Origin of the sequence: Knoellia flava TL1 (assembly GCF_000768675.1) — a bacterium.
Taxonomy (GTDB): domain Bacteria; phylum Actinomycetota; class Actinomycetes; order Actinomycetales; family Dermatophilaceae; genus Knoellia; species Knoellia flava.
Window position 1 is genome coordinate 1 of record NZ_AVPI01000029.1, and the last position, 18,712, is coordinate 18,712.

Genomic DNA, 18,712 nt, shown 5'->3' on the forward strand with positions numbered 1-18,712 from the left:
CACCGCCGCCACCATCGTCGACCGCCTCGTCGCCCGCGCCGCCGAACCCGCCCCATCGAAGACCACCGAAGACGCCACTGCCGGCGAACCGGCGTGCCCGACGCGCGGGTGGGACGAGACCGCCGGACCGCTGGCCTCACGCACCCGCCGGCTCGTGACCCGCCACGCCCCCGACGTCGCCGCGACCCGCAGGAAGCAGGCGGTGAAGGACCGGTGCCTGACCCGGCGCGCGATCTCCGAAGCCGCGGACCAGTGGCACGGACTCGTTCCGGTCGAACAGTCGCTGGTCATGTGGCAGGCCGTGGACTCCCTCGCCCGCACCCTCCAAGCAGCCGACCCCGCCCTCACCCTCGACCAGGCCCGCGTCGACGCGATGCAGCAGCTCATCCTCCAGCAGGCCGACGTCACCATCCACCTGCACGCCACCCACCCCGCCGCCCCCGACGCAGCCGGCGCAGCAACCGCCCCTGAGCCGGCCCGCGCCACCACCACCGCGGGACGGGCAGGCGCAACCACCACCTTCGACCCCGCGACGACACGGGCCGACGCCCGCTCGGCCACCGCAACCGCAGCAACCGCTGCCCCTACACCCCCGGATGGGGCGACCGCTGCTTCTGCCGACAGCCGCTCCGCCGCTGCGCCGGCGCCCGTCGGAGCGGACACGCCCACCAACCCGGTGCACCGGCCTCGGACCGGACTGGCCGAGCGGGCCGTCCGCGGGGTCGTCGAGCTCGGCGGGCTCAACCGGCCCGGCACCACCACCGTCGACCTCGACCGGCTCCCCGCCAGCGTGCGCCTGACCGACTCGACCACCTTGGCCTGCCACCCCGACACCGGCGCCCTCCTCACCGGGCACGTGCCGAAGGGCCTCGCACCCACCAGCCGCCGCAACCAGACCGGCGACCCCAAGCAACCGAAGCCGCCAGGAGAGGACGGCGTGGAGCGCTACCGGCCCTCCCCCGCACTGCAACGCCTCGTCCGCCTCCGCGACGGACACTGCCGCTTCCCCGGATGCCGCGTCGCCGCACGCTCCTGCGACCTCGACCACGTCATCGCCTGGCCCACCGGCCCCACCACCGCCACCAACCTCATCTGCCTCTGCCGACGCCACCACCGCGTCAAACAACGACTCGGCTGGACCGTCCGCCTCGACCCCGACGGGGTCGCGCACTGGACCGACCCCGGAGGCCGCCGCACGGCAAGCGCACCCGTCGACCACCTCGACCGCGTCCACCACGACGACGTCCGCACCGCGCCGATGACAGCAGCGGACCTCGGCGCCCTACTGTCGACCCCACCGGCATCGCCGCACTCTCTGGCCGAGCTGACCCTCGCCCGGCTCCTCGAGCTCGCCTCGGTTCCCGTCATCCCGGGCGAGCGGGGGCACGCTCCTTCCCACCCGGCCGCTGTCGGCGCGGTCGAGTGCCACTTCGGACCTTGGAAGGCGGTTGTGGAGGTCGGCATGATCCCGCCGGAACCACCGAGACCGAACCCACCGCCCCCGCCCTTCTGACGTTCGGTCCCTGCCGTGCCGGCGTCTCGACGGCGTCCGACGGCTGCGACGTGCACGGGCGGATGTGAGACCGTGGCGCCGTGCGTGAGACTGCTGCCCGCGAGGCCCTTCAGGCGATGGGCCTGCTGCGAGAGCGGGACGGGCGCGCGTGGCTGGAGCTGAGGACGTCGGGCACGAGCGCCGTCGCCCGCACCGTCGTGCGGTCGCTGGCGTCGTGGGAGGACAGCTTCGACCACGTGAGCCGACTGACCGGCATCACGACCGACGACACGGTCCTCGTGCCGGCGCCGCCGAGCGGGTCGATGTTCGCCTTTGCCCATGCCCACGCAGCCCACGTCGGCGCCGACGTCGTCGCTCTCGACCGCTGGAGTCCTGCCTCGGCGGTCGAGGCCACGACGACCTGCACCGCCGCCCACCTCACCCCGGCCATGCTCGCGACCCTCCTCGACCGCGGCACCGGTCGGCTGCGGACGGTCGTCTGCGCCGGCGCCTCGCTCCCCGAGTCCACGCGGCTCCGGGCGCGAGAAGCGGGCGTCCGGGTCGTCGACTACTACGGTGCGGCGGAGCTGAGCTTCGTCGCCATGCGTGTGGGAGCTCGCCTCGAACCCTTCCCCGAGGTCGACGTCGACGTGCGCGACGGCGTCATCTGGGCGCGCAGCCCCTGGCTCGCCGACGGCTACGCGCCGGGACAGTCCGGCCCGCTGCGCCGCGACGAGGACGGTTTCGCCACCGTCGGCGACCTCGGCCGGTGGGACGCGACGTCCGGGCTCGTCGTCCTCGGTCGCGGCGACGACGTCGTCACCACCGGTGGCGCCACCGTCGTCTGCGCCGACGTCGAGGCAGCGCTGCTGTCGCTGCCGGGCGTCCCCGCGGTCGCCGTCGTCGGCACGCCGCACCCCGACCTCGGCGAGGTCGTCGAGGCCGTCGTCGTCGGGGACAGCCGCCTCGACCCCGCGCACCTCGATCCGGCACACCTGCGCGGGTGCGCTGCCGACCTGCTCGACCGGACCCAGCTGCCTCGACGGTGGCACGTCTGGTCCGACCTCCCCCTCACCGCAGTCGGCAAGATCGACCGAACCGAGGTGCGTGCCCGCCTCCTCTCTACCAGGACGGAGGTCACGACGTGAACGACGACACGCCCGTCATCGTCGCCGCGCGTCGCACCCCCATCGGCACGTCCGGTCTCGCGCTCCGCGCCGTCGACACGACCGGTCTCGCAGCCCCGGTGCTCGAGGCCCTGACGGCAGACACCGACCTCCGGGCGCCGGACCACGTCGTCCTCGGCAACTGCATGGGCGCCGGCGGCAACGTCGCCCGTGTCAGTGCCCTCGCCGCCGGCCTCGGCACGGACGTCCCGGCTCTCACCGTCGACCTCCAGTGTGGCAGCGGGCTCGCCGCGATCACGACAGCCGCGGCGTTCGTGCGCTCCGGCGCCGCTGAGACCGCCTTCGCCGGCGGTGTCGAGAGCGCGAGCACCGCACCGTGGCGCCTCTGGCCACCGCGCGACGGCGTCGAGCCGCAGCGCTACACGCGAGCACCGTTCTCCCCGGCTGAGATCGGCGACCCGGACATGGGCGCGGCCGCCGACGCCGTCGCCGCACGCTGGGGCATCACCCGCGAACGACAGGACGCGTATGCCGTCCGCTCCCACGCGCGCGCCGCCGCCGCTCGCGCACGCGGGGCCTTCGACGACGAGCTCGTCCGCCTCCCCCGGCTCGACCACGACGAACGGGTCCGCGACAACCTCCGCGCGAGCACCCTCTCCCGCCTCCCAGCCGCCTTCACCGACGGCGGCACCGTCACCGTCGGCAACGCCTGCGGCATCAACGACGGCGCGGCCGCTGTCGCGGTGGTGAGCGAGGCGCGGAGGCGGGCGGACGGCATACCGGGTCTGGCCTTGCTCGACTGGACGACGGTCGGGGTGGACCCCAACCTGCCGGGCGTCGGACCGGTCCCCGCAGTCCAAGCGTTGCTGCGGCGCAACGGGATTACCCTCGACGACATAGGCGTCGTCGAGATCAACGAGGCGTTCGCGGCACAGGTCCTCGCGTGCTGCGACGAGCTCGGTCTCGACGAGGAGCGCGTGTGCGTCGAAGGAGGAGCCCTCGCCCTCGGCCACCCATGGGGCGCGTCCGGCGCCGTGCTGGCCGTGCGCCTCTTCAGCCAGATGGTGCGTCGTGACGGACCCGAGCTCGGTCTCGCGGCCATCGCCGTCGGCGGCGGGCAGGGCGTCGCCATGCTCGTCCAGCGCGTCGGCTGAGACCCGGGCTAGCGGACGAGCCAGTAGCCCTGCCCCGGCTCCGTGACGAGGTGCCGTGGGTGGGAGGGATCGGGCTCGAGCTTGCGCCGCAGCTGGTTGGCATAGACCCGGAGGTCGTTCGACTCCCGCCCGTAGGCCGGACCCCACACATCGCGCAGGAGGTCGCGGTGGAGGACGAGGTGCCCCGGCCGACGCGCCAGGACCTCGAGCAGGCTCCACTCGGTCGGCGTGAGCCGCACCTCCTCGCCGGCCACGAGCGCGCGACGCTCGGCGAAGTCGAGGTGGAAGTGCCGGCCGAGCCCGAGGAGAGCCGCCGTCCGGTGCTCCACGTCGGCGGCTGACCGCGCCGTAGGGCCGCGCCGAAAGCGCCGTGCCGGAGCGCTGCGGCGGCCCGTGGCAACTCACGGCAACCGCTGACGTCGAGACGCTCCGCCTTCCTACCGTCATGGGAAAGGTCCGCCCGACCGGCGGCCGACGATCGTGGTAGACAGCGGTGCACGCACTCGACTGGATGGTGGTGGGCCTGTTCTTCCTCGGCATGGTCGCCATCGGCGTCTGGAGCAAGAGGAAGAGCTCGGACTCGGGCGACTTCTTCGTCGGCCGCGGCAAGGTGCCCTGGTGGCTCTCGGGCGTCTCGCACCACGTCTGGGGTCACGACGGAGGCGTGGGAGCGCGCCACGGTGTGACCGCCGCCGTGATGGGTACCTTCGGTCCATGGACCCTACCCCCCGCGACACCGAGCGCGACGACACCGAGCGCGACGAGACCGCGACGGAACGGTTCGACCGCAACTGGGACGAGCTGCTCCAGGAGCTGAGGGTCACCCAGACGGGCGTCCAGATCCTCGCCGGCTTCCTCCTCACGATCCCGTTCCAGCAGAGGTTCGCCGACCTCACGGACGGTCAGCGGACGGCATACCTCGTCGCCCTCGCGACAGCGGTCCTCGCGACGACGCTCCTCGTGGCGCCGGTGAGTGCCCACCGGCTGCTCTTCCGCAAGCGCGCCAAGCAGGAGCTCGTCCGGCTCGCCGACGCGTCCGCGCAGGCAGGGCTCGTGGCGCTCGCCGCCACGATCGTCACCGTCACGTGGCTCATCCTCGACGTCGTCGTCGGCAAAGGGCCCGCACTCGTCGCCGCAGGCCTCGCCCTGCTGCTCTTCCTCGTCAACTGGCTGCTCGTGCCGCTCCTCGTCCGCAGCAGGCTCGACAGGACCTAGGACCCTGTGTCCGTCCCCGGCGCGTCGGAACGATGGGGCCATGGACACCGACACCCGACCCGACCCCGTGCCACTGCCGGAGGGAGGCATGCGCGCGCTGACGACGGAGGAGTCGTGGGACCTCCTGCGGCAAGCGGTCATCGGTCGACTGGCCGTCGTGCACGACGACGCCCCGGACATCTTCCCGGTCAACTACACCGTCGACCACGGGACGATCGTGCTGCGCACCGCAGGCGGCACGAAGTACGAGGCCGCCCGCAACCGCCCGGTCGCCTTCGAGGTGGACGGATACGACCTCGACCGGGCCGAAGCCTGGAGCGTCGTCGCCCGGGGGAAGGCCGTCGAGGTGCGCGACGTCGACGACTCGATCGCCGTGATGTCGCTGCCGCTCATGCCGTGGGCCGAAGGGTCGAAGCCGCACCTCATGCGGCTCGTGCCGGACACCGTCACGGGGCGCCGGATCCGGGTGGTCGGCGGGGCCCGGCGGCCGTGACGCGCTCGACGACCGCGGCCGTCGCGGCTGCCCTGCGGCTCGCCGCCCGCCGCCACGACCGGCCCCTGCGCATCGTCGCCGGAGGCAACGCCTCCGTGCCGTGGACGCTGCTCCGGATCCTCGAGGAGAACGTCGACGAGGTCGAGCTCTTCATGCTCAACGCACCCCACGGCATACCCTCCCGCCCCGGCATCACCTACGTCACGCCGTTCGTCGGACCCGGCATGCGCGGCGCCGCCGGCCTCTCCTACCTGCCCGCACGGCTCTCGCACGTGCCCACCCTGCTGCGGTGGAGCTTCGTGCCGGACGTCGTCCTCGTCACCGTCTCGGCGCCACGTGGTGCCGGGTCGCTGTCGCTCGGCGCGGAGGTCAACATCCTCCCGGCCGCCATCGACGTATGCCGTGCCGCCGGCGGTCTCGTCGTGGCCGAGTCGCGCGACGACGTGCCCTTCACGTTCGGCGACGCCGAGCTCGCCGCCCATGACGTCGACCTCGTGGTCGACGCTCCGGCGGGGTCCGCCACCATGCATGCGCCTCGTAGGCCCTCGCCCGGGGTCGAGCGGATCGGGGCGCACGTCGCCGCACGGGTGGGGTCCGGCGCGACCCTCCAGCTGGGCATCGGCATGATCCCCGACGCCGTCGTACCGCGGCTCACGTCGCTGCGACGGCTCGGCATCTGGAGCGAGATGGTCTCGGACGGCGTCCTCGACCTCGCCGACGCCGGGGCCCTCGACCCCGACCGACCGGTGGTGGCGTCCTTCGCCGCCGGCAGCCCGCGGCTCATGGCGTGGCTGCACGAGAACCGGCGGGTGCAGATGCTGCGCACCGACACCGTCAACGACCCCGGCCGGATCGCGGCGAACCCGGCGATGACGAGCATCAACACCGCGCTCGCCGTCGACCTCTACGACCAGGCGAACGCGACCCACGTGGGCTCGCGGCTGCACTCGGGGTTCGGCGGGCAGTGCGACTTCGTCACCGGCGCGATGGACTCGGTCGGTGGACAGTCGCTCATGGCGCTGCTGTCGTGGCACCCACGCGCGGACGTGTCGTCCATCGTCGGGCTGCTCGAGGGACCGGTGACGTCGTTCCAGCACACCGCGGTGATCACCGAGCAGGGCACCGCCGAGATCACCGGGTGGGACGCGCCGGCCCAGGCACGCCACCTCATCGACGACGCGGCGCACCCGTCGGTGCGCGGCGAACTGTGGGAGGAGGCCGAGGCGCTCGGTCTCGGCCGCGACCGGGGCGCCCCTCGGCCGACGGGACGAAGGGCCTTGTCCCGGCAGGCGTGAACCCAGCAGGCTGGGCACACCTGCCCACACCACACCTGCCCACGGCACCATCCGCCCACGGCACCATCCGCCCATGGCACAGCCCCGCCCACAGGAAGAGGCCCAGATGCTCGTCTCCGAGGTCATGACCTCCCCCGCGAAGTCGCTGTCGCGCGACGCCACCCTTGACGACGCCGTCGAGCTCCTCGGGGGCTCCGGCATCAGCGCGGTCCCGGTGGTCGACGACGACGGTCGCTGCGTGGGCATCGTCTCCGAGGCCGATGTCCTGCACGAGCCCCTGCCCAGGGACCCGCGCGCCCACCTCTGGTCGACGGCGGCGTCGAACACGGCCTCACGCACCCTCGCCGACGTCATGACCCCGGACCCGCAGTGCGTCGGACCGAGCGACGACGCGTCGGAGGTCGCCGCCCTCTTCGCCCGGACGGGGTTCAAGAGCCTGCCCGTCGTCGAGGACGACCGCCTCGTGGGCGTCGTGAGCCGCAGCGACATCCTGCGCGCCATGTCCGTCTCGAACTCGGCGCTCACCGACGCCGTGGGACAGGCGTTCGCCTCGGCGGGTCTGCCGGCGCGTGCGTTCCTCGTGCAGTCCGGCCACGTCACGGTGACGCCGACCGACGACGGCCTCGACGACGCGGCCGTCGCCGTCGTGGCCACCGTCCCCGGCGTGCGGAGCGTCCGGCTCGGGTGAGACCGTCGGGCCCCGAGCCGGACGCGACCGCTCCCCGGTCAGGCGGGGAGCAGCTCCCGGCCGGTGATCGCGTCCGGGCGGATCCGGATCCAGACCGACGTCGCCGGGTCGCCCACCGTCCAGGGCACCCGGTCGTCGGCCTCCAGCGCGGCCTCGACGTCGGCGTCGTAGACCACCGAGGCGATACCCGTCACCGTGACGCTCCACCCCGCGCGGCTCGACACGTCGTAGTCGTCGACCTCGTAGCTCATCGGGTCGTGGTCGGCGGCAGCCTCGATCTTGCTGTTGCCGCTCGTCCTGAAGCAGATGTCGGTGCCGTGCAGCACGTGGTGGACCGGCAGGAGCACGATCTCACCGTCGTGGACGAAGGCCACCCGGCCGATGACCGCACCGCCCAGACGCTCGAGGCACTCGTCGGTGCCCATGACCCGCAGTCCCGTGTGGTCGGTCACGGAGCCGTTGGCGTCGGTGGCGGTCATGACTCCTCCTTCGCGCCGTGCACGACGACGAGCGGGCACGGGCGGTCGCGGTGGATGAGGCCCTGGCTCACCGAGCCGATGAGCAGGCCGACGAACCCTCCGTGCCCCCGGCTGCCGACGACGATGAGCTGCGCGCCCTCCGCCCTGGCCAGGACCGCCTCCACGGGGAGGTTGCGACGCAGCACCGTGGTGACCTCGACCTCGGGGTGCTTGGCGGCCCACGGAGCCACCGTGTCCTCGAGCAGCTTCTGGTGGTGCCGCTCGAGCTCGACGACGTGCTCCTGGCTGAGCCATGCCGTGTCGAAGGCGTCGGGCACGTCGAGGGTCCACGCGTGGACGGCGACGAGCGGGGCGGACAGCGCGGCGGCCCGCTCGACGGCGAAGGCGAGGGCGGCCTCGTTGGCCGGGGAGCCGTCGACGGCGACGACGACGGGCGCGTGCGGGTCGCTCGAACCGGGACGGTCGGCGACGACGACCGGGCACCGTGCGTGCGCGGCGACCTGGGCGGAGGTCGAGCCCGAGACGAGCTCGCCGAGCACGCTGTGCCGGTGGCGCCCGACGACGACGAGCTCGGCGCCCTCCGACGCTTCCACGAGGGTGGCGGCCGGCGTTCCGACCACCGACTCGGTGACGACCTCGCACTCCGACGAGAGCTCGGCGACACGGGCCCGTGCCCGTTCGACGACCTCGTTGTCGAGGTCCTCGGGCCAGGGCGCGGCGGGTCCGAAGCCGGGGGACGTCGACCAGAGCATGCCGCGAGCGACGACGACCTTGAGCGGCCGGCCCAGGCGGTCCGCCTCGCGGACGGCCCACTCCAGGGCGATGTCGCCGTCGGGCGAGTCGTCGAAGCCGACGACGACGGGGCGGACGGTCTCGGTGCTCATGGTTCCTCCTGCGCTGGGTGCGGTGTCCTGCACCTCCAGCGTGGTGAACCCGGCGTCGCCGTCACAGGGCCCTAGGTCCCGTGCCCGCGGTGACGCTCGGCTCAGGACCCGGCGGAACCGTGCTTCGTCACGTAGATGGCCGCCTGCGTCCGGCGCTCCATCCCCATCTTGGCGAGCACCGAGGTGACGTAGTTCTTCACCGTCTTCTCCGCGAGCGACATCGTCTCGCCGATCTGCCGGTTGGTGAGGCCTTCGGCGATGTGCTCGAGGATCCGCCGCTCCTGCGGTGACAGCTCGGCCAGGCGCGGGTCCTCGACGTCATGCCCCCACTGCTTGCGCAGGCGCGCCACGACGCCGTCGTCGAGCAGGGACTCCCCCGACGCGACCCGGCGGATCGAGTCGACGAGCTGCGTGCCGCGGATGTCCTTGAGCAGGTAGCCCGAGGCGCCCGCCATCACCGCTGCACGGAGCGCGTCGTCGTCGTCGAAAGACGTGAGGATGATGCCCGCGACCGACGGGTCGACCGAGCGCACGTCGCGGCACACGTCGATGCCGGAGCCGTCGGGCAGGCGGGCGTCGAGCACCATGACGTCGGGGCGCAGGGCCGGGATCCTCCGCGTCGCCTCTGCCGCCGTCGACGACTCCCCGACGACGTCGAGGTCCTCCTCGACCTCGAGCAGCTCGCGCAGCCCTCGACGCACGACCTCGTGGTCGTCCAGCAGATAGACACGGATCATCGACACCCTCCTCGCGGTTGGCGTCATCGTAGGACGCCGAGCGTCAGAGCGCACCGCTCCTGACGACCGCCACGGGCAGGTCGGCCCGTCGCAGGACCCCCCGGCTCACCGATCCGAGCAGCAGCCCGGCGAAGCCACCTCCACCCCGCGCACCGACGACGAGGAGACCCGCCTCCTGCGACTCGGCGAGGAGCGCGTCGGTCTCGTGCGCCCGAGGCGTGCGTCGCGTCGTCCGTATGCCGGGGTGGGACTGCCGCACGAACCGCTCCGCCTCGTCGACCGCCCACGTCGCGCGCTCGAGCTCCGCCTCGACCCGGTCGGGGCCGTGGCCGAGGCCGCCCCAGAGCTCGTCGAGCCACGGCACGACGTCACGACCCGACCACGCCGAGACGAGGACGAGGTCGGTGCGGGCGGCTGTTGCTGCCGCCGCCGCGAAGGCCACGGCACGCATCGAGGGTCGCGAGGCGTCGACCCCCACGACGACGGGACGCCCCTGCCCCAGCCGGCGCTGGCCCTGGACGACGACGACGGGGCAGCGGGCGTGGGCGCTCAGGGCGAAGGACACCGAGCCCACGCTCGCCGCGGGGTTCTCCAGACGGGTTCGTCGGCCGACGACGACGAGGTCGGCCTCGCCCGAGAGGGCGACGAGCTCGGCCGAGGGGTGCCCCACCGCACCGATGCTGCGGACGTCGAGTCCCGGGTGGGCCGGACGCACATGCTCGACTCCCTGGCTGGCGACCCGGTCGACGGCTCGACGCAACGTCGGGACGTCGGGCCCAGAGGCAGACCCCGGTCCTGCCGACAGCACGGGATCGACCGCGCACGCGACCATGAGCCGGCTCCTGTGCAGCTCGGCCCAGTCCGCCGCCCAGTCCAGCGCGAGACCCGCCTCCGGGGTCGCGTCGTAGCCGACGACGACGGTGCCCGTCGTGGCGCCGGGCACGTCCCGTGGTGGGAGGACGCCGGGGTCGGTCCTGAGATCAGCCATGCGGCCAGCCTGCGGTCGCGCGAACCCTCCCGACAGGGTCCTAGGTCCCGGGCCCGTCGCCGCTGGCCAGCGGCACGCGCCAGTGAACCCGCGTGCCGGCACCGTCGCCCGGCTCGACCGAGAAGGAGCCGCCGCGTCCCTCGGCGCGCCGGGCGAGGTTGCCGAGGCCGGAGCGCGAGACGCCCTCGGGCAGCCCGCGTCCGTCGTCGGTGACGACGACGCTCACGTCGTCGGCCACCTCGACGACGACGTTGACCATCGAGGCGGCCGCGTGACGGGCGGCGTTGCTCAACGCCTCGCGCACGACCGCCAGGAGCTCCGCGGCGACGTCCTCGGGGACGTCGGCGAGCGGCCCGGTCATGCGGAGCTCCGGCGAGAACCCGAGGGTGACGGCGGCGTCACCGCACACCGTCGCGATCTCGGCGCTGAGAGGGCGCCCACCGGGCACCCGGTGGAGGGCGAAGATCGTGTGCCGGATGTCGCTGATGGCGGCGTCGAGCTCGTCGACGGCCCGGTCGAGCTTGGCCCGCACCTCCGGCGTGCTCATCGGCGCCGCCGACTGCAGCGACATGCCCGTCGCGAAGAGGCGCTGGATGACGTTGTCGTGCATGTCGCGCGCGATCCGGTCGCGGTCCTCGAGGAGCTCGGAGCGGGCGCGGTCGGTCCGGGCACTGGCCGCGCCGAGCGACACCGCGAGGCTGCGGCCGAGCAGCTCGAGGTGCGGCACGTGGTCGGTCGGCTCCTCGCGGGCCCACTCGGCGACGAGGACCCCGAGAGGGCTCTCACCGAGTGCGAGCGGCAGCATCGCCCGTGTGCCGCCCTCCGCGCCGGGCTCAATGTGCGCCGGTCCGAGCATGGCCGCGCGGATCCTCGGCTCCCTGAGGACCTCGCCCGGCGCCTCCGCCGGGTCGCCCTCACCCGACGCGGCCGCGACGACGACGTCGGAGCCCTGCCGCAGCGCGACGAAACACGCGTCGGCGCGGGCGAGACGGCATACGGCGTCGGTGACGTCCGCGAGCACCACCTCCTGCGCGGCGCCCTCGAGGAGCGCCTGGGTCGCGTCGCCCAGCACCTCGCCCCAGAGCTGCTGGGTGCGGGAGTGCTCGTAGAGGCGCGCGTTCTCGATCGCCACACCGGCCGCTGCGGCGAGGGCGGAGAGGACCGCCTCGTCGTCACCGCTGAACTCGGGTGCCGACCGCTTGTCGGTGAGGTAGAGGTTGCCGAAGACCTGGTCGCGGATCCGCACCGGCGCACCGAGGAAGCTCGTCATCGGCGGGTGGTTGGGCGGGAAGCCGTAGGAGTCGGGGTGCTGCCCGATGTTGGGCACACGCTGCGCCCGCGGGCTGGCGATGACCATGCCGAGCAGGCCGTGCCCGCGCGGCAACGGACCGATCGCGGCGCGCTGTTCCTCGGTGATTCCGTGCGTGACGAACTCGACGAGCTCCTCACCGCTCGGACCGAGGACACCCAGGGCGCCGTAGGTCGCGTCGACGAGCTCGCAGGCGGCGACGACGATGCGGCGGAGCACCTCGGCGAGCTCGAGGTCCGAGCTCACGGCGATGACCGCGTCGAGGAGCGACCCCAGCCGCTCCTGGGAGACGCGCGCGCTGTCGGCACGAGCCCGCAGCTCCTCGACGAGGTCGTCGAGCTCCAGCGACGAGAGCGGCCAACGCTGCCCCCCGTTCGGGGCGCCCCCGCCGGTCGGTGGCCGCCTCGGCCGTGCTGAACCCGTCACCCGGTGATCGTATGGGGTACGGCGGGTGGCCGTGCCGGATCCACGCCGGAGCGCCCGATGCCGGTGCCGTCCGTCCGCTGGGCCTCAGCCCGCCGCGGGTTCGGGACCTCCGGCCCTGACGGGACGGTCGCCGACTCCGTGGACTGGTGGTGCGGCACTCCGCCGCACCCCAGGAAGGAGCACGACCATGAAGGCACTCGTCTACCACGGGCCCGGACAGAAGGCCTGGGAGGACGTCCCGGACCCCGCGATCACCGACGACACGGACGCCATCGTCCGGGTCGACGCCGTGACCATCTGCGGCACCGACCTGCACATCCTCAAGGGTGACGTGCCCGACGTCACCGACGGTCGCATCCTCGGGCACGAGGCCGTGGGTACGGTCCTCGAGGTCGGGTCCGCCGTGACCCGGGTGAGGCCGGGTGACCGCGTCCTCGTCTCGTGCATCTCCTCCTGCGGGTCCTGCCGCTTCTGCCGCCAGAGCCGCTACGGACAGTGCCTCGGTGGTGGCGGCTGGATCCTCGGCCACCTCGTCGACGGCACCCAGGCCGAGCTCGTCCGCGTGCCCTTCGCCGACACCTCGACCCACCCGATCCCGGACGGCGTGAGCGACGAGGAGGTCCTCATGCTCGCGGACATCGGTCCGACGGGCTACGAGGTCGGCGTGCTCAACGGGCGCGTCTCCCCCGGCGACACCGTCGTCGTGGTGGGCGCAGGGCCGATCGGGCTGTCGGTCATCATGGGCGCCCGGCTCGTCAGCCCGGCGCACATCGTCGCCGTCGACCTCGCCGACTCCCGGCTGGAGGCGGCCAAGCAGTTCGGGGCCGACGTCACGGTCAACCCCTCGCGCGAGGACGCGCTCGAGGTCGTCCGGTCGCTGACCGACGGACTCGGCGCCGACACCGCCGTCGAGGCAGTGGGCGTCCCGGAGTCCTTCGAGCAGTGCTGCGCCCTCGTCCGCCCCGGCGGCACGGTCGCCAACGTCGGCGTCCACGGCTCCCCCGCGGTGCTCCACCTCGAGGACCTCTGGATCAAGGATGTGACGATCACGACCGGTCTCGTCGACACCTTCTCGACGCCGACGCTCCTCCGGCTCGTCGCCGGCCACCAGGTCGACCTCGCGCGGTTCGTCACCCACCGGTTCACGATGGACGAGTTCGAGAAGGCCTACGAGGTCTTCGCCGCGGCCGCCGACACCCGCGCCCTCAAGGTGGTCCTCACCCGCTGACCGGGTGCGGACCACGGCCGACGGGGCACCAGTGGTGGACCGGACCGCGTCCTCGCGGCGGAGGGCGCACCCAGCCCGCGCGGCGCTGCGTCACGCGACGCTCGCCGTGCCGCGCACGACGCCGGACGAGCGGGTCGACGACCTGCTCGCCCGGTTGCGTGGCGACCCCGTGGCGCGTGCCGAGTACGTCGCCGTCTTCGACGCCGAGCGCCTCGTCGGCGTGGTGAGCACGGGCGCCCTCGTCGCGGCCGGTCCGTGTTCCTCCGTCGCCGACGTCATGGACCCGAACCCTCCGACCGTGTCGCCGACGACCGACAGTGAGCCCGCCGCATGGCGGGCGGTCGAGGCGGGCTGGTCGACGGTGGCCGTCGTCGACGAGCGTGGCCGGTTCCTCGGGCTCGTCCCCTCGCAGACGCTGCTCGCCCTCGTGCACTCCGAGCACGACGAGGACCTCGCCCGCCTCGGTGGATTCGGGGGCACCGCCGCGGCCGCTCGCTCGACGAGCCTCGAGCCGGTCTCGCGCCGGTTGCGCCACCGGCTGCCGTGGCTCGTCGTCGGACTGCTGGGAGCCCTGCTCGCCGCCGGTGTCGTGGGTGGCTTCGAGGAGACGCTGCGCGTCAACGTCCTCGTCGCCTCGTTCCTGCCCGGGGTCGTCTACCTCGCCGACGCGGTCGGCACGCAGACCGAGGCCCTCGTCATCCGCGGGCTGTCACTGGGTGTCGGCATCCGACGGGTCGTGCGGCGAGAGGCCCTCACCGGTGCGCTCCTCGGCGCCTTCCTCGGGGCCATCGCACTCGGGGTCGTGGCCGCCATCTGGCGCGACTCCGGCGTGGCGATCGCCGTCGCCCTCGCCATCCTTCTCGCGTCGGTCATCGCCACCGGGGTCGCCATGGCGCTCCCGTGGGTCTTCCACCGCCTCGGCACGGACCCGGCGTTCGGGTCGGGACCACTGGCGACGGTCGTGCAGGACATCATCACGGTCGCGGTCTACTTCCAGCTCGCGACCTGGATCGTCCGCTGACCCCGCGGGAGGCGCCGCGGAGAAGCCGAGGCAGCGCGAGGCCGGTCACGACCGCGACCGCCGTGGCCATGGCGAGGGCCCCCAGCAGTCCCACCGCCACCGAGACGGGCAAGGGCTGGCCGGGTCGCCACAGCGGGGTCGCGAGGAGCATGAAGACGGCGAGCCCGCACGACCATGCGACCGCCGTCCACGGCACCCAGAACCCCGCACGGTCGACGTGCCGTCTCAGCTCGAGCCACTGCGCCGTCCCCAGCGACGCGAGAAGGACCGCAGCGAGGGCCGCCGCGACGAGTGCGAGCACGGCAACCGGCAGCTCGCCGAGCGTCACCGCCGCCGCCATCGGCACCATGACCACGACGTAGGCCAGGGCCGCCGCCACCGACGTCAGCCCGGAGAAGCGCCACACGTCGAGCCTCGGCACCACCGACCGCAGGACGTGCCCCTGCGCTGCTCCCAGCAGCAGCCCTTCCACCGCACCGGCGAGAACGACGGAGGGCACGGCCAGGCGGGCCGGCGAGTCCGCGGTGAGCACGCCGACCACGGCGGGCGCGACGAACCCGGCGAGCTCTCCCGCGACCGTCCAGCGCACCCAGCGCCACTGCAGCGGGCTCACGGCGCCGGCCCTCCCGGGCCGGGTATGCCGTCCGGCCCGGTCGAGCGGTCCCCCTCGCGTGGCGCACGACCGCCGCCCTGCGCCGCACCACCCGGCGGTGACGAACCGTTCATCCTCGCCGACCAGTCCGCGTAGCCCTGCACGGCATACGGGAGGGTCATGAAGATGTGGTCCTCCCCGACGCGGTCGACGAGGCCGGAGCGGCGCAGGTCGTCGCGCAGCTCCTGCTTGACCCGGCTCAGCGCGAGGACGACACCGCGGCGGTCGACCTCCCGGCGCAGCGTCTCGAGGGTGTCCGAGGCGGTGAGGTCGACGGTGACGTTGGCCTCCATGTTGAGCAGCAGCCACCGAGCCGGCGTCGGCGCCTCGTCGACGGCGCGGAGCGCGCGGGTGACGAAGTCGTGGGCGTTCGCGAAGAAGAGCGGCGAGTCGTAGCGGTAGACGACGAGACCCGGGACCGGTCTGGCCGAGGGGTAGTCGTCGACGTCGTGCATGCCGGCGACGCCCGGGACGTGACCGAGGATGCCGTCGTGCGGGCGCGACACCCGGTGCAGCAGGTCGAGCAGCGACAGCACGATGGCGACGAGCACCCCCGGCAGGATGCCGAGCACGAGCACCGACGCGGTCGTGCCGACGGCGAGCAGGCCCTCGGTCCGCCGGAAGGAGAAGATCCGCCGGAACTCGGCCACGTCGACGAGCCGGAGCGCCGCGAAGACGACGAGTGCCCCGAGCGCCGCGGTCGGGAACCTCGCGAGCACGGGGTTGGCGACGACGACGGCGAGGACGACCGTGACGAGTGCGACGAGCGAGTTCACCTGGCTGCGACCGCCGCTCGCGTCGACGATGGCGGTCCGGCTGCCACTGCTGCTCACCGGGAAGCCCTGGGTGACACCGACGGCGACGTTGGTGACGCCGAGGGCGAGCAGCTCCTGCTTGGCGTCGAGCCCGTCCTCGTGGCGCGGCTCGAAGGCGCGCCCGGTGAGGACGTTGTCGGTGTAGGCCACGACAGCGATCCCGAGCGCCGCAGGCAGCAGCGCCCGCAGGTCGGCGATCCCGACGTCGGGAACGGTCGGGACCGGGAGCTCGCGCGGGACCGGGCCCACGACCGCGACCCCACGGGCGTCGAGCGAGAGGAGCACGACGGCGGCGGCTGAGGCGAGCACGCCCAGCAGGGGCACCGGCAGCCTCGGCGCGAACCGTGTGACGACGAGGAGGAAGGCGAGCACCGAGGCGGCCACGAGGACGGTGGGCCGGTGGACGTCGCCGAGCCCCTCGACGACCGACGACACCTGCGCCACGGTGCTCTCTCCCGTCACCTCGAGACCCGTCACCTTGCCGAGCTGGCTCACCACCATGAGGGTCGCCACCCCCGCCATGTAGCCGACGAGCACGGGCCGCGAGAGCAGCTCGGCGAGGAAGCCGAGACGCAGCGCCCACGCGAGCAGGCAGAAGCCGCCGACGAGGAGCGCGAGCCCGGCGGCGAGGGCGGCGTAGCGCCCCGGGTCGCCTCTGGCGAGACCGCCGAGCGCCACCGCCGTCATGAGCGCGGTCGTCGACTCGGGCCCCACGGAGAGCAGCCGGGAGGAGCCGAGGACGGCATACCCCACGATCGCGGTCCCGGCCGCCCACAGACCGGTGACGGGCGGCAGACCGGCGACGCCGGCATACGCCATGACCTGAGGGATGAGGTAGGCCGCGACGGTGACCCCGGCGACGACGTCACCCCGCAGACGCACCCGGTCGCCCAGGATGTCGGTGGCCCGCACGACGGCTCAGAAGAGCCCGACGACGTTGCCGTCGGGGTCGAGGTCGATCGAGGCGGCGGCCGGGTGGCGGGGCAGGCCGGGCATCGTGCGCATCTCGCCGCTGATGGCGTAGACGTAGCCGGCCCCGGCGGCCACGCGGACCTCGCGCACCGGCATCCGCCACCCGCGCGGGTCACCGCGCAGCGTGGGGTCGGACGAGATCGACAGGTGGGTCTTGGCGATGACGACGGGGAAGGCGCCGTAGCCGAGGACCTCGAACCGGGCGAGGTCGCGGGTCGCGACGTCCGAGAAGTCGACGCCCTCGGCGCCGTAGACGTCGGTCGCCACCGCCTCGATCTTGCGACGCAGCGGGGCGTCGAGGTCGTAGGTGGGACGCAGGGCGTGCGCGTCGTCGCACGCCCGAGCCACGACGGCAGCGAGGTCGGTCGCACCCTTGCCACCGTCGAGCACGTGCGTCGAGACCGCGACGCGGGCGCCCTCCTGCTCGGCGGCCTGGGCGATGACGGCGAGCTCGGAGTCGTGGTCGGTCGGGAAGGCGTTGACCGCGACGACCGGCGGGATGCCGAAGCCGCGGACGATCTCGATGTGACGGCGCAGGTTGGCGATCCCGGCCCGCACCGCGTCCGGGTCCTCGTCGAGCATCTCAGCCGGCAGCGGCCGGCCGGCAGCGACCGAGAAGCGGCCCGAGTGCGCCTTGAGCGAGCGGACGGTCGCGACGAGGACCGCCGCGTCGGGAGCGAGCCCCGACACCCGGCACTTGAGGTTGACGAAGCGCTCGGCCCCCATGTCGGACCCGAAGCCGGCCTCGGTGAGCAGGAAGTCACCCGTGTGGATCCCGATGCGGTCGGCGACGACCGACGAGTTGCCCGTGGCGATGTTGCCGAACGGCCCGGTGTGGACGAGCACGGGAGTGTTCTCGGTCGTCTGGAGCAGGTTGGGCATGAGGGCGTCCTTGAGGATGACGGCCATGGCACCTGCCGCACGCAGGTCCTCGGCGGTCACGGGACGGCCGCCGGCCGTGAAGCCGACGACGATCCGTCCGAGCCGTTCGCGCAGGTCCGCGAGCGACGTCGACAGCGCGAGCACCGCCATGACCTCGCTCGCTGCGGTGATGTCGAACCCGGACTGCCGGGGAACCCCGTCGATGCGCGCACCGAGGCCCTCGACGATGCCGCGCAGCGCCCGGTCGTTTACGTCGAGGACGCGGCGCCACGAGATGCTGCGGACGTCGACGTCGAGCTCGTTGCCGTGGTGCAGGTGGCTGTCGAGCATCGCGGCGAGGAGGTTGTGCGCCGCCGTCACCGCGTGGAAGTCGCCGGTGAGGTGGAGGTTGAGCGTCTCCATCGGCAGCACCTGGCTGAACCCGGCTCCCGCCGCCCCGCCCTTGACGCCGAACGTCGGACCCATCGACGGCTGCCGCAGCGCGAGCGTCGCCCGGTGCCCCAGCTGCGAGAGGCCCTGTGCGAGACCGACGGCGGTCGTCGTCTTGCCTTCGCCGAGCGGCGTCGGCGTGATGGCGGTGACGACGACGTAGCGGGCCCGCGGCAGCCCGGCCAGGTCCTGCTCGGCGGCGAGGTGGACCTTCGCGACGTGCCGCCCGTAGGGCTCCAGCCGCTCGAGGGGTATGCCGGCCACCCCCGCGACCGTCTCGATCGGGTCGAGGCGCGCGGCGCGGGCGATGGCGAGGTCGGACGGAGGGGCGACGGTGCTCATGGCACCACGGTCCTCCAGCAACGGTCCGGCGTCACGGGACGAAGGGCCCCCGACTCCCTCACGGCGTGGAGCCCACCCGGGCAG

General features: G+C 73.6%; 17 protein-coding genes and 1 pseudogene. 9 read left to right on the forward strand and 9 right to left on the reverse strand.

Features of this window, described 5'->3' with window-relative positions:
* The 3 genes from N798_RS18390 to N798_RS10375 all read left to right on the forward strand — a co-directional run.
* A partial coding sequence (locus N798_RS18390; RefSeq protein ID WP_035948242.1) for an HNH endonuclease signature motif containing protein occupies positions 1–1,513 on the forward strand: 1,513 nt, incomplete at its 5' end.
* Positions 1,514–1,593: 80 nt separating this feature from the next.
* Positions 1,594–2,640 carry a class I adenylate-forming enzyme family protein gene (locus tag N798_RS10370; protein WP_156971704.1) on the forward strand — a complete coding sequence of 349 codons (1,047 nt, stop codon included), beginning with the start codon at positions 1,594–1,596 and terminating at the stop codon, positions 2,638–2,640.
* Positions 2,637–3,773, forward strand: coding sequence for a thiolase family protein (locus N798_RS10375; RefSeq protein WP_035948244.1), 1,137 nt, complete (start codon positions 2,637–2,639; stop codon positions 3,771–3,773). The genes N798_RS10370 and N798_RS10375 overlap by 4 nt, the downstream gene beginning before the upstream one ends.
* A gap of 8 nt (positions 3,774–3,781) precedes the next feature.
* Here the strand turns inward: N798_RS10375 and N798_RS10380 are convergent.
* Positions 3,782–4,060: pseudogene (locus N798_RS10380) on the reverse strand (winged helix-turn-helix domain-containing protein); the annotation flags it as partial.
* A gap of 427 nt (positions 4,061–4,487) precedes the next feature.
* Between N798_RS10380 and N798_RS10385 the strand changes: the two are divergent.
* The 4 genes from N798_RS10385 to N798_RS10400 all read left to right on the forward strand — a co-directional run bounded on the left by N798_RS10385 (position 4,488) and on the right by N798_RS10400 (position 7,464).
* Positions 4,488–4,988, forward strand: coding sequence for a DUF6328 family protein (locus tag N798_RS10385; protein WP_035948245.1), 501 nt, complete (start codon positions 4,488–4,490; stop codon positions 4,986–4,988).
* Positions 4,989–5,028: 40 nt separating this feature from the next.
* The gene (locus tag N798_RS10390; RefSeq protein WP_198030740.1) at positions 5,029–5,481 is read left to right on the forward strand and encodes a pyridoxamine 5'-phosphate oxidase family protein; all 453 of its coding nucleotides are present in this window, start codon (positions 5,029–5,031) and stop codon (positions 5,479–5,481) included.
* Entirely contained in the window at positions 5,478–6,776 is a 1,299-nt protein-coding gene (locus tag N798_RS10395) for an acetyl-CoA hydrolase/transferase family protein (protein WP_084100493.1), read from the forward strand. The genes N798_RS10390 and N798_RS10395 overlap by 4 nt, the downstream gene beginning before the upstream one ends.
* A gap of 73 nt (positions 6,777–6,849) precedes the next feature.
* The gene (locus tag N798_RS10400; protein WP_084100496.1) at positions 6,850–7,464 is read left to right on the forward strand and encodes a CBS domain-containing protein; all 615 of its coding nucleotides are present in this window, start codon (positions 6,850–6,852) and stop codon (positions 7,462–7,464) included.
* Positions 7,465–7,502: 38 nt separating this feature from the next.
* On the opposite strand, the gene N798_RS10405 is transcribed toward N798_RS10400, so the two are convergent.
* From N798_RS10405 to N798_RS10425, 5 genes are all read right to left on the reverse strand, one after another.
* The gene (locus N798_RS10405; protein WP_035948248.1) at positions 7,503–7,943 is read right to left on the reverse strand and encodes a pyridoxamine 5'-phosphate oxidase family protein; all 441 of its coding nucleotides are present in this window, start codon (positions 7,941–7,943) and stop codon (positions 7,503–7,505) included.
* The gene (locus N798_RS10410; protein ID WP_035948249.1) at positions 7,940–8,827 is read right to left on the reverse strand and encodes a universal stress protein; all 888 of its coding nucleotides are present in this window, start codon (positions 8,825–8,827) and stop codon (positions 7,940–7,942) included. Before N798_RS10410 ends, N798_RS10405 begins: the two co-directional genes overlap by 4 nt.
* A 101-nt stretch (positions 8,828–8,928) precedes the next feature.
* Entirely contained in the window at positions 8,929–9,564 is a 636-nt protein-coding gene (locus N798_RS10415; protein ID WP_035948250.1) for a response regulator, read from the reverse strand.
* A gap of 43 nt (positions 9,565–9,607) precedes the next feature.
* Positions 9,608–10,552: a universal stress protein gene (locus tag N798_RS10420; RefSeq protein ID WP_084100499.1), complete on the reverse strand. Its 945-nt coding sequence runs from the start codon at positions 10,550–10,552 to the stop codon at positions 9,608–9,610.
* Positions 10,553–10,592: 40 nt separating this feature from the next.
* Complete coding sequence (locus N798_RS10425; protein ID WP_052117175.1) at positions 10,593–12,287, reverse strand: sensor histidine kinase; 1,695 nt, start codon at positions 12,285–12,287, stop codon at positions 10,593–10,595.
* 187 nt (positions 12,288–12,474) lie between these two features.
* Here N798_RS10425 and N798_RS10430 point away from each other — a divergent pair, with 187 nt between their 5' ends.
* The gene (locus N798_RS10430) at positions 12,475–13,515 is read left to right on the forward strand and encodes a zinc-dependent alcohol dehydrogenase family protein (protein WP_035948252.1); all 1,041 of its coding nucleotides are present in this window, start codon (positions 12,475–12,477) and stop codon (positions 13,513–13,515) included.
* Between the two features lie 106 nt (positions 13,516–13,621).
* Positions 13,622–14,536, forward strand: coding sequence for a magnesium transporter (locus N798_RS10435; protein WP_198030741.1), 915 nt, complete (start codon positions 13,622–13,624; stop codon positions 14,534–14,536).
* On the opposite strand, the gene N798_RS10440 is transcribed toward N798_RS10435, so the two are convergent.
* From N798_RS10440 to N798_RS10450, 3 genes are read right to left on the reverse strand one after another with little or no spacing between them, the layout of a single operon-like run.
* Complete coding sequence (locus N798_RS10440; RefSeq protein ID WP_052117179.1) at positions 14,490–15,149, reverse strand: hypothetical protein; 660 nt, start codon at positions 15,147–15,149, stop codon at positions 14,490–14,492. The genes N798_RS10435 and N798_RS10440 overlap by 47 nt on opposite strands.
* On the reverse strand, positions 15,146–16,915 hold the full coding sequence (locus tag N798_RS10445) for a SulP family inorganic anion transporter (RefSeq protein ID WP_084100502.1): 1,770 nt from the start codon (positions 16,913–16,915) through the stop codon (positions 15,146–15,148). The genes N798_RS10440 and N798_RS10445 overlap by 4 nt, the downstream gene beginning before the upstream one ends.
* Before the next feature lie 6 nt (positions 16,916–16,921).
* Entirely contained in the window at positions 16,922–18,628 is a 1,707-nt protein-coding gene (locus N798_RS10450) for a formate--tetrahydrofolate ligase (protein ID WP_035948254.1), read from the reverse strand.
* Between the last annotated feature and the right edge of the window lie 84 nt (positions 18,629–18,712).